Below are 25692 nucleotides of genomic sequence, written 5' to 3' on the forward strand. Positions count from 1 at the left end.
CACACACGGCATCCCCGCCCTGCCCATGGGGCTTGCGCGGGCGCGGGCCACATAGTACAAACCCGAAGGTTTGCCTTCCATCCCCTTGAACACACGAACAATACGGGCCTGCGCCAGCGCCCGTGCGCCGTACCTGCCGTGACGGGCCGGGCGGAACGCGCGGAATGACGTGGCGGCCACGGTCCGCCACCACGTATGACCGAACCCAACACCTCCGCCGATTTCCCCTGGCTGGCCAGCTACGACGCGGGCGTCCCCGCCCACATCAGCTACGAAACCTATCCGCTGTTCACCCTGCTGGACAGGGCGGCGGAACGCACTCCCCGCCGCACGGCCATCGCCTTCCGCAACTACCGCATCAGCTACGCCAAACTCCGCCAACTGGCGGAGGTCATGGCCGCCAACCTGCGCGCCCAGGGCGTGCGGCGCGGCGACAAGGTGTCGATCATGCTGCCCAACCTGCCGCAGACGGTTATCGCCTTCTGGGCGGTGCTGAAGGCGGGCGGCGTGGTGGTGATGACCAACCCGCTGTACATGGAAAAGGAACTGGTCCACCAGATCCACGATTCCGGCGCGCGGTTCATGATCGCCCTCGACCTGGTGTGGCCCAAGATCGAACCCCTGCGCGACAGGCTGGGCATCGACAAGTACTTCCTCACCCGCATCGGCGACGGGTTGGCCTTTCCGCTCAACCTGCTGTACGCCTTCAAGGCCAAGCGCGAGGGCACCTGGCGCGACCTGCCCTTCGACGGCAGGCACGTGCTGCCGTGGAAAACCCTGCTTAAGGGCAAGGCCCGCTATTCCACCACCACGTGCAACCCCACCGACGACCTGGCCGTGTTGCAGTACACCGGCGGCACCACCGGCATTTCCAAGGGGGTCATGCTGACGCACCACAACATGTCGGTGAACGTGCAGCAGATCACCACCATCCTTGGCGACGCCTGCCACATGGACCACTGTTTCCTGGGCCTGATGCCCTACTTCCATGTCTACGGGCTGACCACCTGCCTCACCCTGCCCACGGCCCTTTCGGCCACCGTCGTGCCCTTCCCGCGCTACGTTCCGCGCGACGTGCTGGTGGGCATCCAGAAGCACAAGCCCACCATCTTCCCCGGCGCGCCCTCCATCTACATCTCGCTGATGCAGCAGAAGGAGGTGGGCGACTACGACCTGACCTCCATCCGCTACTGCATCTCGGGCTCCGCGCCCATGCCGGTGGAGCACATCAAGCGTTTCAGGGAACTCACCGGCGCGCAGGTCATCGAGGGCTTCGGCCTGACCGAGGCATCGCCGGTCACCCACCTGAACCCCATCCACGGGGTGAGCAAGCCCGGCTCCATCGGCATCCCCTTCCCGGACACCGAGGCGCGCATCGTGGACATGGAAGTGGGCCTGGTGCCGCTGCCCGCGGGCAAGGTGGGCGAACTGATCATCCGTGGCCCGCAGGTCATGAAGGGTTACTGGAACCGCCCGGACGAAACCGCCAACACCCTGCGCAATGGCTGGCTGTACACCGGCGACATCGCCACCATGGACGAGGACGGCTACTTCAGCATCGTGGACCGCAAGAAGGACATGTTCCTGGTGGGCGGCTACAACGTCTACCCGCGCGAGATCGACGAGGTGCTGCACGAGCACCCCAGGGTCAAGGAAGCGGTGACCGTGGGCGTGCCCCACCCCACGCGCGGCGAGATCATCAAGGCCTTCGTGGTGGTGAAGCCCGGCGAAAAGCTGACCAAGGCCGAGGTGGTGGTCCACTGCCGCGAAAAGCTGGCCAGCTACAAGGTGCCCAAGCAGGTGGAATTCCGCGACGACCTGCCCAAGACCGTGGTGGGCAAGGTGCTGCGCCGCATCCTGCGCGCCGAGGAAGAAGAAAAGCTGAAGGCGGAACTGGCCGCGTCACCGGCGGACACCGCCGCTTCGGACGAGGACGGGGCGCAGTAGGCCCGTCCGCCGCGCGGCGGACAGAGGCCCGCGACCCGGCCCGGCCACGGCACCCACGTCAAAGGAAACGGCCATGCGACTGCTGTTGCAACGGGCGCGCCGGGGATCGGTGGCGGTGGGCGGAGAAACCGTGGCCGCCATCGGGCCGGGGCTGGTGGTGCTGGCGGGCTTCGGCCCGCGCGACACCGGCGCGCTGCCCGGCGAGCCCCGCTGGGCGGGCATGATCGACAAGCTGCTGGACCTGCGCGTGTTTCCCGACGACGCGGGAAAGATGAACGTGGGCCTGCGTGAATGGACCGTGCCGCAGGACATGCGCGGCGCGGGCGGGACCGGCGTCATTCCGGGTGGGATCGCCGCCATTCCGGGCGCGTCCTTGGGCGAACTGCTGCTGGTGCCCCAGTTCACCCTGCACGCCGACTGCCGCAAGGGCCGCCGCCCGTCGTTTTCCTCCGCCGCGCCGCCCGCCGTGGCCGCACGGCTTTTCGACCAACTGACCGCCGATATTGACGCACGCCTGCCGGGGCGGGTACGCTGTGGCATCTTCGCGGCCGACATGGACGTGTCCCTCGTCAACTGGGGGCCGGTGACCATCTGGTTGAGCGACGACGACCTCTTTCCGGAGCGGCGACCACCCCATGGCGGCGGATGACATCACCCTTCTCATCGCCGCGCCCTCCCCGCTGACGCGCGAGGCGCTGCGCCGCCTGCCCGGCGCCGGCCGCACCGTGCTGCGCGCCGCCACCCTGGCCGAGGCGCTGGACCTGCACGCCGCGCGGCACCCCCACGTGGTGGTCATCGACGCCCTACTGCCCGACCCGGCACGCCCAGACAGGCTGGACAGCCCGAACTGGCCAGACAGCCCCGACAGGCCGGACACGGCGCCACCCGCCGTCACGCCGCCTCCGCCGCCGCCCTACGATTCCGCCCCGCCTCCCGCCGTGCATGCCGCGCATGCGGGCGACCACCGCCCCGTGCTCGATCTGGTGCGCGCCGTCCGTGCCGAGCGGGGAGACGAGGACGTGTTCCTCATCGTGCTCACCGAGCCGGAGGACCACGACCTGCGGGCCGAAGCCCTGGCCCTGGGCGCCAACGACGCCCTGCGCCTGCCGCTGGAACCGCTGGAACTGGATGCCCGCGTGGCCGTGGGCGCCCGCCAGGCCCGCATGGCCCGCCGCCTGCGCGCCTATTCCGACCGCCTGACCCGCGAGATGGCCCGGGTGGCCGAGTTGCAGATGCGCCTTCTGCCCTCGTCCTCGCCGTACCTGCCGGGCCTGCACGTGGAAAGCCTGTACCTCCCGTCCGGCGACGCCAGCGGAGACTACTTCGACTATTTCCTGCTGCCGCCGCGCGCCGGGGCGGAGGCCGTCCCCACCGTACCCCATGCCCCCCACGCTCCCGATGCAGGGGATGGCCCGGTGTTGCGGGTGGTCATCGCCGACGTGTCCGGGCACGGAGCCCGCGCCGCCTTCCTCATGAGCATCGTGCGCACCCTGGTGCGCGCCCAGAACGACGGCGCGGCCGCCCGCCATGCCGACGGCATGCCCCCCCAGCCGCTGACCGAGACCGTGCGCCGCATCAACCGGCATCTGGTGGACATCATCGGCGGCGAACCGGACTTCGTCACCCTGTTCGCGGGTGACATCGACTTCGGGGCGGGCACTCTGGAATACGTCAACGCCGGGCACTGTCCCGCCCTGCTGCGCGGCCGCGACGGCACGGTGACCCGCCTGCCCTCCAACGCGCCGCTGCTGGGGTTCTTCAGCGCCGATTTCGCGGCGGAGATGCGCCCCTTCCCGCCCGGCAGCCAGTTGCTGCTGTTCACCGACGGCCTGCACGACTGGACCGTGCGCGGCGGGGCGCGCCTTGGCCCGGAGCGGTTCATGGAGATGACCGAACCCTGCCTGCGCGCGGGCAGCGACGTGCTGGCGGCCATGGAGGCGGCCCTGCGCGAGGCGGCGGGCGGCACGCCGCCCTTCCGCGACGATGTCACCGCCCTGTGGATACGCCGCGATGGCCCCATCGCAGGCCAACGGACAAAACCGACTGATCCGGACTGACTCGGACTGACCCGGACTGACCCGGACCAGCCAGAACTGATCCCGACAGGCCGGACGCCCTACGCGGCCACCTTCATCGACGGGTATACGCGTCATGCACAGCTACGAATTCTCCACCACCGCCCTGCGCGAAACCTACCGCCCCTTCGTGCGCGGCATCGCCGGCACCATGGCCGCCTACCTGGCCACCCCCGTGCTGGTGCACCCGCTGGAACTGGTCACGGCCGAGGCCTGCGCCAACGTGGTGCGCCACGCCTACCCGGCGGGGCAGCCCGGTCCGCTGCGGGTGCGCCTTACGGTGAACCCGCGCGTGGGCATGGCGCTGGCCGTCACCGACTGGGGGCGCGGCTGCGCGGCATGCCCGCTGCCCCCGCCCGAGACGCCCGGAGCGGCTCCCGAAGCCACGTCCGGACGGGGCTTGCGCATCATCGCCTGCCTGTGCGATGCCGTGACGGGTGAAACCGGCCCGGACGGCAACACCCTGCATCTGCAATTGGCCATCCCGGAGGAACAATGGCGCACCTCGAGCTTGACGATCACGGAAACATCCTTGTCGCGGCGCTGACAGGCGAACTGACCCTGGCCAACGCCACCGAGGTTCGCAACGAACTGGAACGGCTGTTCGCCCGCAAGGGCGTGTCCGACGTGGTGCTGGACCTTGGCGCCGTGTCGTTCATGGACAGCTCGGGACTGGGCACGCTGGTGGCCGCCAGCACCAAGGCGCGCTCCATGGGCCGCCGCCTGCTGCTGTACCGGCCCACGCCGGAGGCGGTGCACACCATGGAAACGGCGCAACTCACCGGATTCTTTCCCATCCTCGGCGACGAGGAGGATTTGCTGGCCCTGCTGCCCGATTAGCGCCCCTGCCACAGGGGCAGGGTGCGGCACGGCAACCGCAAGAACACGCCATCCCTCGCCCGCAGTCCGGATACGCGGCGCGCCACGCGACGCCGCAGGCACAGCCCACGGAGAGCGCCCATGCCATATTACCTGCGCCACCATTTCGAACCCGACTTCGATTACATGCACCTGAAGCCCAAAGCGGACGATGCCGGCAACATCGACCGCTACAACCTCGGCTACGTCCAGAACGTGGTGAAGGGGCAGGTGCTGGCGGAACTGGTGCCGCTGGAGGAGGCGGGCGAAGGCCCGCCGGACCCGCGCTACGTGTACGACGCCGCGCCCAAGGAACTGCCCTGCGGTCCCAACTGCGCGGTGGACCCCGCCGCGCCCACGCGGGTGCTGGCCGACGCCAACGGGTACGTGTTCTACCACGACGGGCTGATCACGGTGAAGAAGATGCTCAACGTGCGCCGCGACGTGGACTTCCACACCGGCAACATCTTCTTCGTGGGCGACCTTGCCGCCCATGCCGACGTGAAGCCCGGCTTCGAGATCCAGGCCGACAACATCCTGATCAAGGGCGTGGTGGAAGGCGCGGTGGTGCGCGCCCGGGGCGCCATAGCCTGCGAAAGCGGCATCAAGGGCGGCAAGGGCTGCCTGCTGGACGCGGGCGACACCCTGCGCGTGCCCTTTGCCGAAAACGCGGAGTTGCGCTCGCACGGCAACATGTACATCGAACGCTTCGCCCTGCACTGCCGCATCTACGCCGGGGCGAATCTCGTCGTGAAGGACCGCGTGCAGGGCGGCACGGTGCACGGCGCGGGCCTGGTGTACATCGAAAACCAGTTGGGCGGCGCGCAGGGCACCCCCACCAAGGTCAACCTGGGCTACGACCCGTTCAAGTTCCGCAAGATCACCCGGCTGGAGGAAAACATCCGCGACCTTCGCCAGCGCATCATCCATTACGAGGCCGTGGCCGCCGACACCCCGGCGGGCAAGGAGGAGCCGGTGCGCCGCCTGGAGGCCGCGCTGAAGAAGATGGACCGCCTGCTGCGCCAGCGCGCCGCGCTGTGGGAAGACCTGAAGCGCGGCGGCCCCATCGCCGAACGCTGCCGACTGGTGGTGCCGGGACGGATCATGCCGGGCGTGGAGATTTCCATCGAGGAATCGTGGATGGAAGTGCGCGAGGAGTTGCGCGACGTGCGCATCGTGCTGCGCGACGGCGAACTGGCGGTGGAATCGCCCGCCCTGACTCCAGCCCAGGCCCACGCCACCCGCTGACGGACCGCTCACCGACCATGCCGCCAGTTGACGAAACCCCACGCGAGGCCGCGCCCCGCCCGAAGATCGCGGCGCGGGCCGTGCCGTTCCAATCCGTCCCCGGCACGGGGGTGGCCGACGCTGACGTGGCCGGCGCTGGCGTGGCCGACGTGGAAGTGACCGTGGACGGCCGCACAATGCCCATGCTGGGTGCTGGCGGTCCGGCGCGCGAACTGGCCCTGCTGGCCCCCTACGAGAAACTTCTGGCGGAAGCCCGGTCCGCCGCGCCCGGCCAGTCCGCGCAGGCAGTCCCGCCCGTCCTGTCAGTCCTGCCAGTCCTGCCCGTTCTCCTGGGCGCGGGCACCGGCGCGGCCCTGGCCCGCCTGCTGGAACTGCACCCCGGCCCCGTGGCCGTGGTGGACCGATCCACGGAAATCCTTGCCGCCACCCGCCTGCGCGAACGCCATGCCGACGCCACCGCCGCCGAGCGCATCCTGTGGGTGACCGACGACGACGCGGACGCGGCCCTGCGCACGCTCACCCGCTGGCAGTACGAAAACGGCGGCCTGCAACTGCTGCCCCTGCCTCACCCCTTCTACCTGCGGCTGGACCGCGCCCATTACGCCCGGCTGCGCGACGTGCTCTCCGCCAGCGCCCGCTTCAACTTCTGGGAACGGGCCGCCTACCCGAAATTCGCGGACCCGGCCGCCCTGCCGCGCGTGCTGCTGATCACCAGCCAGTATTTCCTGATGGGCGAGATCGTCACCGCCTGCCAGCGCCTGGGCGTGCCGCATCACCTGCTCACCCTGGACGACGACGAGGTGGGCCGGGGCGAGTTCGTGGAAAAGCTGCTGCGCGCCGTGGTGGAATTCCGGCCCGACTTCGCCTTCACCATCAACCACCTGGGCGTGGACCGCGAAGGCGTGCTGACCGATCTGCTGGAAAAGCTGCGCCTGCCCCTGGCCTCGTGGTTCGTGGACAACCCGCACCTGATCCTCTACCTGTACCGGCGCATCGTCAGCCCGTGGACGGCCATCTTCACCTGGGACGCGGATAACCTGCCCTCGCTGCGCGACCTGGGCTTCGAGCACGTGGCCTACCTGCCCCTGGGCACGGACCCGGTGCGCTTCGCCCCTCCCGCGTCGCCGCTGCCCGCCAGCCATCCGTGGCGGGCGCGGGTGTCGTTCGTGGGCAATTCCATGGTCTACAAGGTGGCCCACCGCATGAAGGCGGGCAAACTGCCCGCTGCCCTGCTGCGCTCGTACCGCGAGGTGGCGGCGGGCTTCGGCGCGCACGGCGAGCGGTCCGTGGGGGCCTACCTGCGGGCGCACCAGCCGCAACTGGCCGCCGTGTACGACGGGCTGGGGGGGCTGGACGGGCTGGAAGACGCCGAGCGCCGCCTGTCCTACGAGACCATGCTGACGTGGGAGGCCACCCGCCAGTACCGCGCCGCCTGCGTGGCGCGCACCCTGCCCTTCGCCCCGCTCATCGTGGGCGACAAAGGCTGGCGCAAGGTGTTCCGCACCGCGCCCGCAGGCTGGCGGCTGCATCCGGAAATCAACTATTACAGTGAACTGCCCGCGTTCTATCCCCTGTCGGATATCAACTTCAACTGCACCAGCAAGCAGATGAAGGGCGCGGTGAACCAGCGGGTGTTCGACGTGCCCGCCACCGGGTCGTTCGTGCTCACCGACTGGCGCGACCAGATCGAAAACCTGTTCGAGCCGGGCCGCGAGGTGGTCTGCTACGCGGAGCCGGAAGAGGCCGACGGCCTGCTGCGCCGCTACCTGGACCACCCGGAAGAGCGTGCCCGCGTGGTGGCCGCCGCGCGCAGGCGCATCCTTGCCGAACACACCTACGAACACCGGCTGCGGGCGCTGCTGGACCACATGCGCCGCATCTTCGGCCCGGCCCGCGCCGGATAGCCGTCCCACGTCATGACCGCCGCTCCCACGCCCCTCATCACCCCGCCGCCCGCCGCGTCCGTGACGGACAACACTTCAGGGCCGGACGACGCTCCCATTCTGGTGTTGCAGATGCAGCGCATGGGCGACCTGGTGCTGACCTTTCCGCTGCTGGCCTGGCTGCGGGCGGAACACCCGCGCCGCCCGCTGTGGGTGGTGGGCGAGGAAAAATTCTTCCAAGGGCTCATGCCCATCGGGCCGGAAGCGGTCTTCTTTCCCTACGCCGCAGCCCACCGGCTGCGCCAGCACCGTTACCATCTGGTGATCAATCTCAGCCACCGGCCCGAGGCCGCCGCGCTGGCCGGGCAGTTGCGGGCCGACGCCCATTTCGGCCCGCGCCAGACCGGTGAAGGAACGGGCGAAGGAGCGGGGCCGGGAACAGGCGCGGGCGGCGGCCGGACCACCTACGTGCACGGGCGCTGGCAACTGTACCGCACCTCGCTGGTGCACAACAACCGGCACAACCAGTTCCACTGGGCCGACCTGAACGCGCTGGACTGCGTGCCAGCCAGCCGCCTGCGGTCCACCGACTGGCCCGCCCCACAACACCAGGGGCGCGACCCGCAGCGCGTGGGGCTGTTCCTGGGGGCCAGCGAGCCGGAAAAGCACCCCGGCGCGCCATTCTGGGCCACGCTGGCCCGCGACCTGCTGCGGCGCGGGCTGAAGCCGGTGCTGCTGGGCGGCCCGGCGGAAGCCGCGCTGGGCGCCGACGTGGCCCGCCGCGCGGGCACCCCGGCCCTGAACCTGTGCGGCCGCTTCACCCTGCCGGAACTGGTGGCCTTCACCCGCTCGCTGCGCCTGCTGGTCACGCCGGACACCGGCCCCATGCACGTGGCCGCCTGGACCCAGACCCCCACCCTGAACCTGTCCATGGGACCGGTGAACGCCTGGGAAACCGCCCCCTTCCCCCCCGGCCACCACGTGCTGCGCGCCACCATCAGTTGCGTGGGGTGCTGGCGGTGCACCCAGCCATCCGTGCTCTGCCGCGACAGGTTCGACCCGGTCCGGGTGGCCTCGCTGGCGCACGCGCTGCTGCGCGAGCAGGACGCGGCCCCCGCGCTGTCCCCCGCCTCGCGCCTTGCCCGGCTGCGCCTGCCGGGGCTGGAACTGCTGCGCACCGGGCGCGACGCGCTGGGCCTGTTCGACCTCGTTCCCCTGTCCTCGCCCGGGGGTGGGCCGGAAGCCGCGCCGCGCCGCCTGTTCGGCCTGTTCTGGAAGGCGTTCTGGGCCTGGCGGCTCGGCCTGCACGGCGAGGCCGCCGCCCGCCGGGCCTGGGTCGATCTTGCCGCCGCATCCCCCCGCCTGGCCGAAGCCCTGCGCCGCGCCCTGTCCGGCCTGGGCCGCGACCTGGCCCGCGCCCTGCGCGGCCTCGGCTCCGGGCAGGCCACGCTGCCGCCCGACTTCTGGCACCGCCACCCGCCCATGTTGCGCCCGCTCACCGGGTACCTGCACATGGCCGTGCAGAACGCCGACGCCACTCCCGCCGCCTGGGCCGAGGCCCTGGACCTGGTGGAGGCCCTGGCCTCCCTCACGGCCTGATCCGCGCCCCGGCCCATCCGCCACCTGCCGCCGCCCCGCTCCACCGGCCAGACGGCGCGTCTCCTTCTCCACGGTCTTCTTCCCGCCCCGCGCGACCATCAAGAATGGTCAGGAATTGCAAACGCCGCCCGCCCGGCACGCCGCCGCGCACGGCAGGCATTGCCGGGCGGACCCTGCGCATGTTCTGTAACCCACTGAAATCATGCCGCACAAAATTTTGGAACGGTCCTTGTAATTCATTGGCCGCAAGGAGCCCCGGCATGCATATTTTTCCCTTCCTTCCCGAGACCGCAAAGGCGCCGTCCGACGTGACGCGGCGCTCCAAGGTCACTGCCAGCACCCTCGACTTCGCGTCCGTGCTTGCGGAAAAGGCGAGCCCGCGCTCCTTCTTCGGAGCGGGGGTCGGCGCGGGCAACTCCGCCCTCCGCACCGCCGCCAGCGCGGCCACGGAAGCCAAGGGCAAGGTGCGCAGGGGCGAGGACGGCGGCGTGCTCACCGCGCCGGGCCAGATCAGTCTTTCCTACCAGGACGTCATCGCGCTGCGAAACCAGCTGGAAAAGAGCGGCGTCTCGCCCGACAGGCTGGAACGGCTCGCACAGATGGCCTCCACCCCCGGCACCTACTCGCTGGGCCAGGTCATCTCGGCCCTGCGCAAGGACGGCCCCTACGCCAACCTGGACACCGACGGCGCCGCCGCCACCGTCCTGAACGGCAACCAGCGCCTGGACGCCAAGCAGTTCCTGCAGAAGATCGGTATGCTGCCCGATGAAGCGGACAACATGCTGGCCCAGATGGACGCGGGCAACACCGACGCGGTGTGGAAGGCCCTGAGCGGCAAGCTGACCGGCAAGACCGACGGCGACGCCATCGACGTCAACGTGGCGGAACTGGAAGCCATGGCCAAGGGTCTGCGCCTGTCGCCCGAAGTGCTGGCCGCCATGAAGACGCTGTTCGGCGGGCAGACGGAAATCTCCACCACCGCCTCCGGGCTCAAGTCGGTGCTGGTGCCCGCAGGGCAGGAAATGGCCACGCGCGAGCAGGCCGACCGCAACCTGGCCTCGGCCCTGGGCTCCGCGCTGGACCCGGTGTTGCAGGCGGCCAAAAAGTCTGCCGACCGCATCGAGCAGTCCGACCGGCGCGGCGACCGCGCCGCCCAGCGCAGCCAAGTGCTGATCCGCGAAACCGCCACCGGCAAGGGCAACGGCAACGGCGTGGCCCCGGCGCTGGACGCCGAACGCCGCGACGGCGGGTCCGCCAACGCGGGCAAGACCCGCCAGTCGGGCCTGATGCGCACCGGGGGCGGCACGCAGGAACACGCAGGCGCGGCGGCCGACGCCCGCCATGCCGCCCAGACCGGGCAGGCCGCCGGATCCGTGCAGCAGAACCTGCCCACCGGCAACGATGGCCGCAACGGCGGCCACACTGCCGGGCAGCAGGCGCAGGTGGCGCAGGGCAATGCCTCGGCCCAGGCGTTCGGCCTGGACAAGGCCGCGTCCTCCCAGCCGGGCGACGGCAAGGGCTCGGCCTGGCAGCAGGAGCAGCACGGCCGGTCCTCCACGGGCAGCGGCGGCAGCGGCGACCCGTGGGCGGAACTGCTGCGCAGGATCGACGTCAGCCCGTCCCTGAGCGGCGCGGCCCAGAGCATGTCCGCCGAGGCAGCCGCCAATGCGGCGGGCGCGGCGCAGCGCCAGGGCCAGGCCCTGACCCCCTATCTTTCCGAACAGGCGGCGGCCCAGCTGGAGCGCGGCATCCTCACCTCCATGCAGGACGGCACCCGCCAGTTGACCATGAAGCTGGACCCGGTGGAACTGGGCAACGTGACCGTGGTGCTTTCCGTACGCAACGGAGAGGTCAAGGCCACCATCCGCCCCGACCGCACCGAGACCGCGCAGGCCATCAACGACCAGTTGCACGTGCTGCGCACCGCGCTGGAACAGCAGGGCCTGAAGGTGGACCGGCTGGAAGTGCAGACCCAGTTGCAGGACAACTCGTTCTCGCAGGCCTGGCAGGACGCGGCCCAGCACAACGCCGGGCAGGAACAGCAGGCCCGCAGCGCCGAGCGCGAGCGCTACCGCCGCCTGCGCCGCCTGCGCGAGGGCGGCGACGACGCCGGCGCGCAGGCCGTGGACGCGGCCGCAGCAGCCGCTGCCGCCGGGCGCCCGGCAACTCTTACCGCCTCCGGGCTCGACATCATCGCATAGGAGTCCACCATGGCAACCAGCCCCGTACTCGGCCAGGCCGAGAAGGACTTCGACAGCTACCTTGGCGCCAAGACCAAGAACGACTCGCTGGACAAGCAGGCGTTCCTGAATCTTCTGGTGGCCCAGCTGAGCCATCAGGACCCGCTGAACCCCATGGACGACAAGGAATTCGTCGCCCAGCTGGCGCAGTTCACCAGCCTTGAGCAGCTTACCAACATCTCCACCGGCATCACCGACCTGAACGAGAGCGCCAAGCAGCAGCAGATGTCCTCGGCCGTGGGCTACATCGGCAAGGAAGTGACCGCAGGCGGCTACCAGATCAGCAAGTCGGCCACGTCCACCAGCACGGTGTTCTTCACGGTGCAGGCGCAGGTGGCCAACGGCTACATCAACATCTACGACGGCGAAATGAACCTGGTGCGCACCGAACTCATGGGCGCCAAGCAGGCCGGCACCTACTCGTACCAGTGGGACGGCAAGGATTATCAGGGGTCCACCGTGCCGGACGGCATCTACGCGGTGGCCATGTACGGAGAAGGCACGGACGGCAAGGCCGTCTACATCACCACCCAGGTCACCGGTCAGGTCAACGGCGTGGTCAACGTGGACGGCGAACCCTACCTGCGCCTGGCGGACGGCCGCCACATCGCCTTCAGCAACGTGTCCGAGATCGTGGCCCCCAACACCACGGGCGGCGGCGGCGACACGGACGACGGCGATTCCGGAGACGACGGCGATTCCGGAGACGATTCCGGAGACGGTTCCGGCAGCGGCACGGACAGCGAAAGCTAGCGCCCCGCGGAACGACAGCAAGCACACAACACCCCCTGCGGGTGCCACGGACACAGGAGGTCGATCATGAGTGTCACGGCAAGTATGTGGACCGGCGTTTCGGGACTGCTGGCCCACGGCGAGAAGATGAACGTTCTCGGCAACAACATCGCCAACGTCAACACCGTGGGCTTCAAGGGCTCGCGCATGGACTTCCAGGACTTCATCAACCAGGACGTCTACAGCGCGGCCGGGGTAAGCCAGGTGGGACGCGGCGTGTCCATCGGCGCCATTTTCGGCGACTTCAGCCAGGGCGCCTTTGAAACCACCAACGAGGCCACGGACCTTGCCATCGGCGGCAAGGGCTTCTTCCAGGTGCGGCCCAAGGGGCAGGAGACCGCGTACTACACCCGCGCGGGCAACTTCCGCTTCGACAACGACGGCTACCTGGTGGACCCGCACGGCTACGTGCTGCAGGGATGGGAAATCGAAAAGGCCCGGCCCTCGCTGTCCACCTCCACCGCGCAGGTGACCGCCACCACCTCGCAGATCAAGGGGGCGGGTTCGCCCAAGGACATCAAGCTCGACGGCTTCACGGCCGAGCCGCAGCACACCTCCACCATCACCTCTGCGCACAACCTCGACGCGCGCGACGGCGGCGACAAGTCTATCGACTCCGTCAACCCGTTCTTCTCGCTTTTCAACAACTGGGACGGCTCGGCCTCTACGCCGCTGGCCGACAGCCGCTTCGCCTACCAGACCACCATCAAGGTCTATGACGAAGGCGGCACTGCCCATGAACTGACCATCTACTTCGACCAGGTGGCCACCGACACGCTGGATAACCCGGCTAGCGGCAAGCGCTACTGGGAATACATGGTCACCATGAACCCGGCGGACGACAAGCGCGCGGTGGATGGCGACACCAACAGTTTCGCAGGCACTCCGGCGGCGGGCATCCTGATGACCGGCACGCTGACCTTCGACACTGGCGGACAACTGACGGACATGACCGCCTTCACCATCGCCAGCAACGCCGCCGGCGACCTGAAGGACCTGAACAACTGGGTGCCCACCACCTTCTCCAACAACGGCTACCCGCTGCTTGTGGCCAACTTCTCGGGCGTGTCCAACGCCAGCTTCACCGCTCCCGGCGTGTCGGAAGAAGCCGAACCGTACCTGATGGAACTGAACTTCGGCCTCAAGAACACCAGCAATGCGTGGGCCGCCGGTATGCCGAGCAGCGCCGCCGCCATCGGCAGCAACGCCAGCGACCTTGGCGGGCTGGGCGCGCAGGGCGAACGGCAGTCCACGGCCATGACCAGCTACGGCGGCTCGTCGTCCATGATCTTCCAGAAGCAGGACGGCTACACCTTCGGCTTCCTGCAGAACATCACCGTGGACCAGGACGGCATCGTGCACGGCCGGTACTCCAACGGGGTCATCCTGGACCTGTACCAGATCACCCTGTACGACTTCACCAGCCCCACCAACCTGCGGCGCGAAGGGGGCAACCTGTTCTCCGAAACGCGCGCCTCGGGCGATGCGCTGGCGGGTCCGGCCAACGCCAACGGGTACGGGTCCATCAACTCCAACTCGCTGGAACAGTCCAACGTGGACCTTGCCCGCGAGTTCGTGCAGATGATCACCACCCAGCGCGGCTTCCAGTCCAACAGCAAGGTCATCACCACAACGGACACCATGCTTGAAACCGTCGTGAACATGAAGCGTTAGCGGCGGATCATGATCGACCGGCGGACGCGGGCCCGAACCCGCGTCCGCGCCGTGTCGGCGGGAGCGCCCCAGGCGCCCCCCCGTGCAACATCCCGGACTGCCCCCGAGGGGCGCAGGCCGGGATGTTTCGCGTCGGCGCGGCGGGCGATGCGCGGGCCGGGGAACATCCGGCGGGAGGCGTGGGAAGAAGCGGAGATGGGCGGGAAAGGGGCGGGTTGGCGCGGCGGTGGGAAAAACCCGCCGCCGCGCCCTAGTATTGCCGGTTCAGCAGCCCGCCGATGGTCATGCCGCCGTCCTTGCCGACGCGCAGCACCCCTTCGGGCGGGATGCGCATGAGCACCTTGTTGCTGTTCTTTTCGGAAACCTCGACCTGCACCACGCCCTGGTCGCTCACGATCTCGAACTTCAGCGCTGCGCCCTTGGCTTCAAGGGTGCGCGAAAGGTCGTTCAGCGAGCGTTCAAGCTGCTGCATGTCCACGTTTTCCGCTTCCGCGGGTCGTTCGTCCCCGGTCGGCTGCCGTTCCGCAAGAGATGGAGAAGTAGCGGATGAGGATGCGGCGGCCAGGCCGCGTGCCGGGGGGCGATTCATATCCGATCCCGCGGAAGAACCTGCCGTTACCGCCTGGATGTCGTCCAGCAGCATCATGGTTCCTCCTCGAGGCGACATTGTCTCCCCCGGAAACATCGTCTCACACCCTATATCGGCAGATTTCTCCATCGGATTAGGGCGCGGTTCCAGGCAGGCGGGCAGGGTGCAAAAAATTCCTCCGCGCCGCCCCTGGCCCCCCCTCTGGCCCCCCCTAGCCCCCCCTGTCGCCGCGCGGCGCGCCGCAATCCCTGGGAAAATTTTGGCATGGGCGCGTCGGCAACCGGGCACGGGGTGTCTAGAGTTTTGCTAACGCTTTACCTTTCTTTGTAAAAAATGCGTTGGCACCAACATTGCTTAATGTTGGCCAGACAACCCGAAGGAGGTTCACCACATGTCTTTGGTCATCAATCACAACATGATGGCGCTGAACGCCTCTCGCAACCTGAACGAGAGCTACGGTCGCCTGGCAACGTCCACCCGCCGCCTGTCCTCGGGTCTGCGCGTGGGCACCGCGGCCGACGACGCCGCGGGCCTCGCCATTCGAGAACTGATGCGGGCCGATATTTCCACCATGCGTCAAGGCATCCGCAACGCCAACGACGCCATCTCGATGATCCAGACCGCCGACGGCGCGTTGCAGATCATCGACGAAAAGCTCATCCGCATGAAGGAACTGGCCGAACAGGCGGCCACGGGCACCTACAACTCCGACCAGCGCCTGATGATCGAATCCGAATATCAGGCCATGGCCTCGGAAATCACCCGTATCGCCAACGCCACGGACTTCAACGGCATCCACCTGCTGGACGGCACCCTTTCGGGCACCCACGACGGGTCGGGGCTGCGGCAGACCGGCGAGCTGAAGATCCACTTCGGCACCGGCAACGACTCCAACGAGGACTACTACTACATCAAGATCGGCGGGGCCACGGCGTCGCAGCTCGGCATCGGCAACGCGTCGGGCACGGGCGTCCACGCGGCGGGCTACACCATCTCGACCCAGTCCGCCGCCCAGCAGGCGCTGACCGCCCTTGACCAGGCGATCATCTCCAAGGACAAGATCCGCGCGGCGCTCGGCGCCCTGCAGAACCGCCTGGAGAACACCATCAGCAACCTGACCATCCAGGCGGAAAACCTGCAATCCTCCGAGTCGCGCATTTCCGACGTGGACGTGGCCGAGGAAATGACCGAGTTCGTGCGCAACCAGATCCTCACCCAGTCCGCCGTGGCCATGCTTTCGCAGGCCAACTCGCTGCCGCAGATGGCCATGCAGCTCATCAGCGGCTAGCGGACAGCGCCCACGGCGTAACGCCGCGCATCAGTTGGCGAAGGTTGACCAAAGACAACAGGACCGGGGAGGAACGGCCTCCCCGGTCATTGTCTCCATCTCAGCCCTCGCTGCGTGATTCCAGCGCCTTCAGCGCAAGACCGGCCGCCATCTGCTCGGCCCTTTTGACGCTGGGGCCGACGGCCGTGAACACGGTGTCGTCGGGCAGGGTCAGCCGCACCTCGAAGCGCTTCTCGTGCTCGGGGCCGCTGCTGCCCATCAGGGCATACACCGGCCGCTCGCGGAACACCTTCTGGGTCATTTCCTGCAACCGGCTCTTGTAGTCCTTGCTGCGCTTGCCGTCGGTGTCGCAGGGCCAGCGGGCCGCCAGCACATGGCGCACCACGGCCCGCGCCCGCTCGTACCCCCCGTCCAGAAACACCGCGCCCAGCATGGCCTCCAGCGCGTCCGACAGCAGGGAGCTGCGCTCGCGCCCTCCCTGGCTTTCCTCGCCCCTGCCCAGCCGCAGGTACTGTTCCAGCTTCAGGTCGCGCGCAAGCTCGGCCAGCGCCGGTTTGCTGACGAGCCGCGCCCGCATGCGGGTCAGGTCGCCCTCGCGGGCGCCGGGAAAGCGGGTGAACAGCTCTTCCGACACGCACAGTTCAAGCACGGCATCACCCAGGAATTCCAGGCGTTCGTTGTGCTCCACGTGTTCCTGCTGCTCGTTGGCCCATGAGCTGTGGGTCATGGCCGTGGCCAGCAGCCCGGTGTCGTTGAAGGCGTAGTGGATGTCGCTTTGCAAATTCTCGAACATGTGTCGGTGGTCGCTCCTTCAGGGTGCCGCCCGGCAGCTTTTGCCGCCCGGTGGCCCGGTCATGCCCGGTCATGGCCCAGTCATGGCCGGGAACGATACCGGCACCGCCCCCGTTGCGCAAGGCCGTCCGCGCTCGTCAAAATTCCGGCATGGGCACTCCGCCTCCCTCCGCCACCCTGCCCCGTCCCGTCCCCACACGGCCGCCGGACGTTTCCCCGCCGCGCGCACCGGCACTGAGCGGGCGAACAGCCACAAGTTTGCAGTTGTCCCTTGATTTTCGGCTGTTATTCGGGGCAGAATCGGCCAAGCACACGGCATGCCGCACCGGCCACCGCATCGCGGAAAACGGCCGGATGCACCGCGCCCCCGGCCAGGCAGGCCGGAGGCGGGCATGCGCGCGCACTCAGCAACAGGAGGCAGCTATGGCGGCGGGCATCTACGTGGGTTCCACGGCCGGGTACTCCGGCAAGAACATGGTGATCATGGGCCTTGGCCTGCGCCTGCAGAAGGATGGCTACAACGTGGGCTACATGAAGCCCGTGGGCGCCATGCCGCAGGAACGCGGCGGTGTGCTGGGCGACGAGGACGCCTTCTTCGTGCAGGACGTGCTGGGGCTGGACGAACCCTCGAACCTGGTCACCCCGGTGCTGGTCACCCAGGACTTCAAGGTGCGCGCCTTCAGCGGCCAGTGCGAAGACTATATGCCCGGCATCGTCGATGCCTACCGCCAGCTTGCCAGCCGCCACGACGTGATGGTGGTGGCCGGTTCCGGCAGCATGTATTCCGGCCGCTACTGCAACGTGGACGGCATCCGCGTGGTCAAGGAACTGGGGATGAAGGCCATCATCATCGACCGCCTGCACAAGGAACTGAACTACGACTACCTGGTGGTGCTCAAGGATACCCTGGGCGACAACCTGGCAGGCGTGGTGCTGAACGACATTCCCGCCAACTTCATGAACGAGGTGGAAGGGCTGATCAGGCCGTTCCTGGAGCGCAACGGCGTGCGCGTGGTGGGCGTCATCCCCAAGGACCCGCTGATGGGGGCCATCAAGGTGGGCGACCTGGCCGAACGGCTGGGCGGCAAGGTCATCTCGGCCCAGAACAAGTCCGACAAGGTGGTGGAAAACTTCCTCATCGGCACCATGCAGGTCGAGAACTTCATGACCCACTTCCGCAAGAACAAGAATTCCGCCGTCATCGTGGGGGGCGACCGGTCCGACGTGCAACTGGTGGCGCTGGAGGGCAACTGCCCGTGCCTGGTGCTGACCGGCAACCTGTACCCCAACGACATCATTCTCACCCGTTCGGAAGTGCTGAACATTCCCATCGTGGTGGTGCGCGACGACACGTACACCGTGGCCAAGAAGATGGAGGTCATCCTCTCGCGCCACAAGCTGCGCGACGTCATCAAGATCCGACAGGGCGCGCAGCTCGTCAGCTCCTCCATCGATTTCGCCTACGTCAAGGAAGCGGCCGGACTGTAGCCGCACGGCGACAAGCGAAACACAAGGGGGGGCTCCTGCCCCCCCGTTTTTTTGCGGCCCGCGCCCGCGCCCCCGCAGCCACCAGCAGCCCCGGCACCACCGTGCCGCAACCGACATGCCCCCGAACACGCCCCCGAACGCATCACCTGACATATCCGGCGGCACCGCCCCCGCCTTTGCCACGGCCCGGCCCTGGGTGGTGCTGGTGGCCCTGCTGTTCTTCGTCAACTACGGCTCGCGCGCCGTGCTTGCCCCGCTGCTGCTGTCCATGGAGGCGGACCTGGGCCTGGACCATGCCCAGGCCACCCGCCTGCTGTTCCTGATGGCCTGCGGGTTCACCGCCAGTCTCGCGGCCAGCGGCTTTCTGCTCAGCCGGGTCGCGCCCCGGCGCATGGCCGCCTTTTCGTGCATGGCCACCGGCGCGGTGCTCATGGGCATGTCCGCCATGCGCGATCACGCCACGGCGCGGTACATGTTCGTGCTCATGGGGCTGGCGGCCGGGCTGTACTTTCCGGCGGGCATGGCCACCCTGGGATCGCTGGCCCGCCAGCGCGACTGGGGCAAGGCCGTAGCCATCCACGAACTGGGCCCCAACCTCAGCTTCGTGGCCGTGCCCCTGCTGGCCGAAGCGGGCATGCGCGTCACCGACTGGCGGGGCGTGCTGCTGGCCGTGGGCGTGCTGGGCATCCTGGCGGGGGTGGTCTTCGCCTGGATCGGACGCGGGGGGCTTACCCTGGCGGAGCCGCCCTCGGTGCGCGGGTTTGCCGGGGTGCTGCGCTCGCCGCTGACATGGCTGTTCGCGTGGCTGCTGGCCCTTGGGGTGGCCGGGGAATACGCCACCTACAGCGTACTGCCGCTGCACCTGGTGGACGGGCTGGGCCTTGCGCCCGGTACGGCCAACGGCCTGCTGGCGGCCTCGCGCGTGGTGACGCCGTTCGCCGCGCTGGCCGGGGGCTGGGTGTCCGACCGCATGGGAGCCCGGCGCGCCATCACCGTGTGCCTTGCGCTGACCGGCATCTCGCTGCTGGCCATGGCCTTTCCGTCCATCGGCATCGTCACGGCGGGCATGACCGTGCAGGGGGCCATGACCGCGTTCATCTTTCCCGCCATCTTCAAGGAACTGGCCCGCTGCTGGCCTGCGGAACGCCAGCCCACGGTGCTGTGCATCGCCACGCCGGTATCGTCGCTCATCGGCACGGGCGCGGCCCCGGCCCTGCTGGGGATGGTGGGGCAGACCTGGACCTTCGGCGCAGGGTTCGCCCTGCTGGGAGGGCTGGCGCTGGTCTCCATCATCCCCCTGCGGCTGCTGCCGCCGGAAACGGGACGCTGACGCCCCCGCGCCCCGCTGTTGCTTGACAGCAACAGCCCCAGCCCCTACCTATGCCGGGAACCATCCACCAAGGAGACACCCCCGATGGCCTACGATATCAGACTGGTGAAGCTCGTGAACGGCGAACTGGTGCTCGGCAAGTTCGACGAGGCCACCAACTCGCTCACGGACGTGGCCGCCCTGCAAACCGTGCCCACCCAGCAGGGCGTGCAGATGATGCTGCTGCCCTACGGCTACCCCTTCGAACAGGGCTTCGACGGCACCATCAGCCGCACCCACGTCATCTACGAATACAAGACCTGCCCCGAGGAACTGAAGACCAAGTACCTCGAAGCCACGTCCAACCTCACCCTGTCCACGGGGGGGCTTGGCGGCGGGCTCGGCAACCTGAACCTGGCCAAGGGCCCGGCGGGCGGCAAGATCACCGGCATTTCCGACCTGCTGAAGAAGTAGGCCCGGCTGCGGCAAAACGCCGCACGCCGGTCGGCGTGGCTGGACCCAACCGGACCTACCGAACCGGGTCGGGCCGGGCCGCGGCATGTTCCGGGGGGTGGCTCTGCCGCCCCCTTTTCACGTCGGCTCCAGACAGGCCCGCCCGCGCCGGTCAGCCAGCACGTTTCCATGGCCGGGGCGCAACCGCCACTCCGGCCCACGCACACCCTTCATCCCTCCAGGAACCATGCGCGAACTTCTGCCCCTGCTGCCCAAGCCCAGCCGCTACATCGGCATCGAGGAAGGCACCGTCCACAAGACGCCGGACGCGTCCACCCTGCGCGTGGCGCTGGCCTTTCCCGATATGTACGAGGTGGGCATGTCCTACCTCGGGCAGAAGATCCTGTACGCCATCCTCAACGAACGGCCCGACGTGTGGGCCGAGCGGGTGTTCACCCCCTGCCGCGACGCGGGCGCGGTGCTGCGCCAGCGCGGCGCGCCGCTGGCAACCCTGGAGTCGGACACCCCCCTGGCCGCCACGCACCTTGTGGGGTTCAGCATCACCCACGAACTGTGCTATTCCAACGTGCTGTACATGCTGGACCTTGCGGGCATTCCCCTGCGCGTGTCCGAACGCGCCACGGCCGATTCGCTTGCGGCGTGGCCGGTGGTCATGGCTGGCGGCGGCTGTACCCTGGCCGCCGAACCGCTGGCCCCGTTCATGGACCTGATGGTGCTGGGCGAAGGCGAAGAGGTGATGGCGGAACTGGTGGACCTGCTGGCCGCCGCCCGCGCCGCCGGGCATTCCCGGTCCCGCTTCCTGGACGACGCCCGGCGCATTCCCGGCGTGTACGTGCCGGAATTCTTCGAAGGCAGCGTGCCGCCGGATACGGCCCGCAACGTGCCCGGCACTCCGCCCCGTCCCCTGCTGCCCCCCCTGCCGCCTGTGGATGAAGGGTACACCCGCGTGGCCCGACGCGTGGTGGCCGACATGGACACCGCCCGCTACCCGGCCAGCCAGACCGTACCCTTCGGCGCGGTGCACAACCGGCTGGCGCTGGAGATCGGCCGGGGCTGCACGCGCGGCTGCCGGTTCTGCCAGGCGGGCATCATCTACCGCCCGGCGCGCGAACGCTCCACCGAAAACCTTCATGCGCTGCTTGAAGAATGCCTGAACCAGACCGGCTACGACGACGTGTCCTTCCTGTCCCTGAGCACGGGCGACTTCTCGGCGCTCAAGCAACTGTTCCTGGCCACGGTGGACCGCTGCGCGCAGGAGCAGGTGGCCGTATCGCTGCCCTCGCTGCGGGTGGGGTCCATCGACGACGAGATCATGCGCCGCATGGCGGGCATCCGCCGCACCGGGGCCACGCTGGCCCCGGAAGCGGGCAGCCAGCGGCTGCGCGACGTGATCAACAAGGGCGTCACCGAGGAAGGGCTGCTGCTGCACGTGCAGAAGCTGTTCGAGCACGGCTGGCAGCAGGTGAAGCTGTATTTCATGATCGGCCTGCCCACCGAGACGCGGGAAGACCTGGACGCCATCGTGGACCTGTGCCGCAAGGTGCGCGACGCGGCCGGTCCGGGCATCCGGCGTTTGCAGGTGACGGCGGCCATCTCGCCCTTCGTGCCCAAGCCGCACACCCCGTTCCAGTGGGAACGTCAACTGTCGCTTGAAGAAATCCGCGAGCGCATCGGCTACCTGCTGTCCCGCTTCAAGGGCGAGAAATGCCTGAAGATGCGCTGGCACGAGGCGTCCATGAGCGCGCTGGAGGGCATCTTCTCGCGCGGGGATCGGCGGCTGGCCGACGTGGTGGAAAGCGCCTACCGCAAGGGGGCCGTCTTCAGCAGTTGGATCGAAGGGTTCGATCTTGCCCCGTGGCTGGACGCCTTGGCCGAACACGGCCTTGCCGCCTCGGACTACACCCGCGAGCGCGGCGAGGACGAACCCCTGCCCTGGGACCATCTGGACGCCGGGGCCAGCCGTGAATTCCTGCTGCGCGAACGCCACCGCGCGCTGGACATGAAGCTGACGGGCGACTGCCGCTACGGCGCCTGCCACCTGTGCGGGGTATGCGACACCAAGTCCTCCCCCTCGCGGCTGGACAAGCTGCCCGGCGTCGCCGCCTACGCCAACCGGACCAACCTGCCCGAGCGCGACCAGCAGGCCCACCAGCCCACCCTGGACGAGCATGGCCGGGTGCGGATGCCGGAAAAGACGGACAAACCGCCGCAGATTTCGGACGAACTGGCGCTGAAGGCGGGCCACTACCGCATCTGGTACACCAAGGAAGACATGGCGGTGTTCCTCAGCCAGCTTGAACTGCAATCGCTGTTCGAGCGCGCCCTGCGGAGGGCCGGGCTGCCGCCCGCGTTCTCGCGCGGGTTCCATCCCCTGCCGCTGCTCTCCTTCGGCCGGGCCCTGCCCGTGGGCGTGGCCAGCCGGGCGGAATGGCTGGCCGTGTACCTGCGCGAACACCGTACCGCCGACGAGGTGCGCCGGGCGCTGGACGGCCGCCTGCCGCGCGGCATGCGCGTGACCTTCGTGGAGGAATTGCCCGTGGGCCGCAACACCGCGCCGCAGCCCGCCGGGGAAACCTTCGAACTGCGCTACGGCGTGGATGGCACCCGCCGGGATGCGTTCATGCAGGCGTGGCGCGACTTCGCGGCCGCGCCCGCGCTGGAGTGGACGCGCGAGACCAAGAAGGGCCCGCGCACCACCGACATCCGGCCCCTGTTCCGGTCCATCGAGGTGCGCGACGATGGCAGCGTGCTGCTGGACATGGACTGGACCGAACTGTACGTGTCGCCCCTTTCGCTGGCCCGCGCGGTGACTCCGCAGGCGGAAATCCACGAGGTGCGCCTGCTCAAGATGTCCCAGCGCTTCGACGGAGTGGCCAGGGCATAGCCTGCCGCGATTCCGGGAAATTCACGGGGCCGCTCCGCAAGGGGCGGCCCCGTTCGTGATGGAAGGTGCAAGGTGTTGCCTTGGCGCGAGGCGGCACTATCCTTTCCGTAGGCGGGCAGGTCCGCCCGCCGGGGAGGCACCATGAACATCACCGCCGCCATCCTCGCGGACAAGATCCGCGAGATACACCCCGCCCTGGACAGGCACGGGATTTCCCTGCGCATCGCCTTCGACGACGGCAAGGATGCCTGGATCGTCCATCTGCGCAAGGACGGTAACGAACTGTGGACGCACATCAACGCCGTTGACGCGGCCAAGTGCCTGGACGGCATCGAGTGCGTGCACCTTGGCGTGCAGATCGGCCAGTTCGTCAACTATTACTGCGACGGCCCCGTGGCCGCCTGCGCGGCCTGACGCCGGTACGTCCGGGGACGAGTTCCGGGGACGGGTTCCTGCCGCTCCATGGCGGCAGCCGATGACCGGCCACCGCAAAAACGGCGCGACACCCCATGGGGGCCGCGCCGTTTCGCGTGATGCATCGCGGTATTGCTGCCGAAGCTATGCGCCCTCGGCCAGCAGCAGCCTTTCCAGCCCCACGCGGCGAATGCCCGGGACATCCAGCCCCGTGCGGCGGGCCGCCTCGGCCACGGCCTCGGCCACCGGGCCGGTGGCCGCCAAGTCCACCCCGCGGGCCCGCGCGGTGACGGCAGCCGATTGCAGCAGCTGCACCAGGGTCAGGTCCGCCGCCGTGACGCCGGTCATGTCGATGCGCACCGCCGCGAAATGGTCCAGCACATCCAGCAATGCCTCACGCAGGTCCGCCCCGCGCTCGATGGTCACCTCCCCGGACAGCACCAGCACGCCCTTGCCGCCCTCGCCGCCCTCGCCATCGGCCGCGCGCACGGTGAACCCGGCCACGGTGCGGCTGGCGGCCCCACCGGAAAGATCCAGGGCCACGCCGGTGCCCGGCCGCTCGGCCAGCACGGCGTCCAGGTACGAAAGATCGGGGGCTTCGCCGCTGTCGGCGAACAGGTCGGCATCGGGGTCGGCGTCGTCTCCGATTGCATCCGTCGCGCCGGCGCCACCCGCCGGAGCGGCAGCGGCCATGCCCGGCTCGTCCGCCAAGCGATCGCCGGGGGCGATCACATCCAGCCCGGAATCGCCATCCATGGCCAGAGCGTCCATGCCCGCGGCAAGTTCCGCCTCCAGTTCCGCCAGGCGGCGTTCCTCCGCGTCGGGGTCCACCACCGTGCCGGAAAACCTGCTCTCGTCGTCGGTACCGTTGCTCATGGTCTCCTCCCGCATTTTCCGCATGGCCGTGTCGTACTGGCGTACCAGATCGTCGATGCTGTCCGCGTCGGGGGCATCGCGCGGGGCCACCGCCAGCGCGGAGGCCGGGCGCGCCGCGGGGCGCTGCCAACCCGCCTCGCCGCGCCGCAGCCCGTCCACGTCGATGGGATGCACCCTGGCCGATTCCACCTGAAATACCGTGTTCACCAGGTCGGGCTCAAGGATGGACGCATACAGCACCCGCAGTCCGCAGCCCGGCCCCCTCGGCTCCACGCCGTCCGGCCCGGGCACGAAGCGCGCATCCAGCACCAGGCCGCTCTTGCGCAGGAAAGCCAGCAGCCCCAGCGGGCTCAGGTCCCTGCGCAGCAGGTCGTCCGACCCGCCGAACTCCACCACGTACAGGAACAGCCCGTCGCGCAGGGCGCGCAGCACGTCGATGCCGTGCAGATGGAACAGGCAATACCCGTCGGGGTCGCTGACCGGCAACGCCTCGCGCGCGGGGGCGCGCAGGCTCTCCGGCAACGCCTCGTCCAGCAGGGCAATCAAACGCCGCAGCGCCCGGCCCGCGGGGGTATCCTCGCGGTCCAGCGCGTCCGGGTCGCCGGAAACGCACACCGCCGGATACTGCCCGGCGGCGTCCGTTCCATCACCGGCGGCAGTGGCCCCGGCCATGGCATCACCGGGCTCGCCCGGCTCCACCACGCCGGAAAGCCCGGCCAGCGCGCGCATGCAGCCTTCCAGGGTGGAAACGGCCTCTGCCGAAAGGCGCAACGAACCGTCGCGCGCCAGTTCGCAGGCGGCCTCCAGCAGGCGGGCCATGCGGCAGGCGCCCTCCAGCCCCAGCAGCCCGGCGGAGCCGCGCAGCCCGTGCACCAGGCGCGACAGGCGGCCCAGCAGTTCCGGGTCGGCACGGTCGCCCGCCACTTCCAATTCCAGCAGGTGCACGTCGGCCTCGGCCAGCGCGTCGCGCACGTCGTTGCGGTATTGCTTGAGAAGTCGTTGCATGGCCTTTTGCTGTGTACGCCGGCGGGCGTGACGGAAACATGATTATGCGCGCGGCGGGTCCGGCGAAGCTCCAGCGCGGCTTCCCACTGCGTCACTAGCAGCAAAGCGCCGGTTTGTCTTCCGCCGCCACCTTGCCTTGCGCCGGGAAACGATTACATGTACGTGTCGGCCCCGTCGTGCGGAACCCGTGTCAACGCGCCTTTCGCGAGCCGCGCGGAGCCCCGGCGGAGCGGACGCCGCACGCGCCGTCGGCATGC

General features: G+C 69.0%; 20 protein-coding genes. 17 read left to right on the forward strand and 3 right to left on the reverse strand.

What is annotated here, in order from left to right:
• Window positions 1-195: 195 nt before the first annotated feature.
• From ACR4XJ_RS10620 to ACR4XJ_RS10670, 11 genes are all read left to right on the forward strand, one after another.
• A complete protein-coding gene (locus ACR4XJ_RS10620; protein ID WP_434755192.1) occupies window positions 196-1947 on the forward strand; it encodes a long-chain-fatty-acid--CoA ligase in 1752 nt (583 codons plus the stop codon).
• A 73-nt stretch (window positions 1948-2020) separates the two neighbouring features.
• A complete protein-coding gene (locus ACR4XJ_RS10625) occupies window positions 2021-2596 on the forward strand; it encodes a D-aminoacyl-tRNA deacylase (protein ID WP_434755193.1) in 576 nt (191 codons plus the stop codon).
• Window positions 2583-4004 carry a PP2C family protein-serine/threonine phosphatase gene (locus ACR4XJ_RS10630; protein WP_434755194.1) on the forward strand — a complete coding sequence of 474 codons (1422 nt, stop codon included), beginning with the start codon at window positions 2583-2585 and terminating at the stop codon, window positions 4002-4004. Before ACR4XJ_RS10625 ends, ACR4XJ_RS10630 begins: the two co-directional genes overlap by 14 nt.
• A gap of 94 nt (window positions 4005-4098) precedes the next feature.
• Complete coding sequence (locus ACR4XJ_RS10635; RefSeq protein ID WP_434755195.1) at window positions 4099-4569, forward strand: ATP-binding protein; 471 nt, start codon at window positions 4099-4101, stop codon at window positions 4567-4569.
• Window positions 4518-4862, forward strand: coding sequence for an STAS domain-containing protein (locus tag ACR4XJ_RS10640; protein WP_434755196.1), 345 nt, complete (start codon window positions 4518-4520; stop codon window positions 4860-4862). Before ACR4XJ_RS10635 ends, ACR4XJ_RS10640 begins: the two co-directional genes overlap by 52 nt.
• Before the next feature lie 120 nt (window positions 4863-4982).
• Entirely contained in the window at window positions 4983-6128 is a 1146-nt protein-coding gene (locus ACR4XJ_RS10645; RefSeq protein ID WP_434755197.1) for a FapA family protein, read from the forward strand.
• Window positions 6129-6145: 17 nt separating this feature from the next.
• Window positions 6146-8032 carry a CgeB family protein gene (locus ACR4XJ_RS10650; RefSeq protein WP_434755198.1) on the forward strand — a complete coding sequence of 629 codons (1887 nt, stop codon included), beginning with the start codon at window positions 6146-6148 and terminating at the stop codon, window positions 8030-8032.
• A gap of 12 nt (window positions 8033-8044) precedes the next feature.
• A complete protein-coding gene (locus tag ACR4XJ_RS10655) occupies window positions 8045-9610 on the forward strand; it encodes a glycosyltransferase family 9 protein (RefSeq protein WP_434755199.1) in 1566 nt (521 codons plus the stop codon).
• Between the two features lie 260 nt (window positions 9611-9870).
• Complete coding sequence (locus tag ACR4XJ_RS10660) at window positions 9871-11811, forward strand: flagellar hook-length control protein FliK (RefSeq protein ID WP_434755200.1); 1941 nt, start codon at window positions 9871-9873, stop codon at window positions 11809-11811.
• A 9-nt stretch (window positions 11812-11820) separates the two neighbouring features.
• Window positions 11821-12603, forward strand: coding sequence for a flagellar hook assembly protein FlgD (locus ACR4XJ_RS10665; protein ID WP_434755201.1), 783 nt, complete (start codon window positions 11821-11823; stop codon window positions 12601-12603).
• Window positions 12604-12669: 66 nt separating this feature from the next.
• On the forward strand, window positions 12670-14316 hold the full coding sequence (locus tag ACR4XJ_RS10670) for a flagellar hook protein FlgE (RefSeq protein WP_434755202.1): 1647 nt from the start codon (window positions 12670-12672) through the stop codon (window positions 14314-14316).
• A gap of 250 nt (window positions 14317-14566) precedes the next feature.
• On the opposite strand, the gene ACR4XJ_RS10675 is transcribed toward ACR4XJ_RS10670, so the two are convergent.
• A complete protein-coding gene (locus ACR4XJ_RS10675; protein WP_434755203.1) occupies window positions 14567-15034 on the reverse strand; it encodes a flagellar protein FlaG in 468 nt (155 codons plus the stop codon).
• A 262-nt stretch (window positions 15035-15296) separates the two neighbouring features.
• Here ACR4XJ_RS10675 and ACR4XJ_RS10680 point away from each other — a divergent pair, with 262 nt between their 5' ends.
• Window positions 15297-16193, forward strand: coding sequence for a flagellin (locus tag ACR4XJ_RS10680; RefSeq protein WP_434755204.1), 897 nt, complete (start codon window positions 15297-15299; stop codon window positions 16191-16193).
• Window positions 16194-16293: 100 nt separating this feature from the next.
• Here the strand turns inward: ACR4XJ_RS10680 and rnc are convergent, their stop codons facing one another.
• The gene (gene rnc / locus ACR4XJ_RS10685; RefSeq protein WP_434755205.1) at window positions 16294-16986 is read right to left on the reverse strand and encodes a ribonuclease III; all 693 of its coding nucleotides are present in this window, start codon (window positions 16984-16986) and stop codon (window positions 16294-16296) included.
• Between the two features lie 422 nt (window positions 16987-17408).
• On the opposite strand from rnc, the gene ACR4XJ_RS10690 reads away from it, so the two are divergent.
• The 5 genes from ACR4XJ_RS10690 to ACR4XJ_RS10710 all read left to right on the forward strand — a co-directional run bounded on the left by ACR4XJ_RS10690 (window position 17409) and on the right by ACR4XJ_RS10710 (window position 23554).
• Window positions 17409-18473, forward strand: coding sequence for a phosphotransacetylase family protein (locus ACR4XJ_RS10690; protein WP_434755206.1), 1065 nt, complete (start codon window positions 17409-17411; stop codon window positions 18471-18473).
• Between the two features lie 115 nt (window positions 18474-18588).
• Window positions 18589-19803: an MFS transporter gene (locus tag ACR4XJ_RS10695; protein ID WP_434755207.1), complete on the forward strand. Its 1215-nt coding sequence runs from the start codon at window positions 18589-18591 to the stop codon at window positions 19801-19803.
• 84 nt (window positions 19804-19887) lie between these two features.
• Window positions 19888-20256, forward strand: coding sequence for a hypothetical protein (locus tag ACR4XJ_RS10700; protein ID WP_333505492.1), 369 nt, complete (start codon window positions 19888-19890; stop codon window positions 20254-20256).
• A 226-nt stretch (window positions 20257-20482) separates the two neighbouring features.
• Window positions 20483-23140, forward strand: a complete 2658-nt coding sequence (locus ACR4XJ_RS10705) for a TIGR03960 family B12-binding radical SAM protein (protein WP_434755208.1) — start codon at window positions 20483-20485, stop codon at window positions 23138-23140.
• 141 nt (window positions 23141-23281) lie between these two features.
• Window positions 23282-23554 carry a hypothetical protein gene (locus tag ACR4XJ_RS10710; protein ID WP_434755209.1) on the forward strand — a complete coding sequence of 91 codons (273 nt, stop codon included), beginning with the start codon at window positions 23282-23284 and terminating at the stop codon, window positions 23552-23554.
• Window positions 23555-23698: 144 nt separating this feature from the next.
• Here the strand turns inward: ACR4XJ_RS10710 and ACR4XJ_RS10715 are convergent, their stop codons facing one another.
• The gene (locus ACR4XJ_RS10715; protein ID WP_434755210.1) at window positions 23699-25435 is read right to left on the reverse strand and encodes an STAS domain-containing protein; all 1737 of its coding nucleotides are present in this window, start codon (window positions 25433-25435) and stop codon (window positions 23699-23701) included.
• Window positions 25436-25692 lie beyond the last annotated feature (257 nt).

This window comes from Nitratidesulfovibrio sp. D1 (assembly GCF_051133415.1).
In the GTDB taxonomy this organism is placed as follows: domain Bacteria; phylum Desulfobacterota; class Desulfovibrionia; order Desulfovibrionales; family Desulfovibrionaceae; genus Cupidesulfovibrio.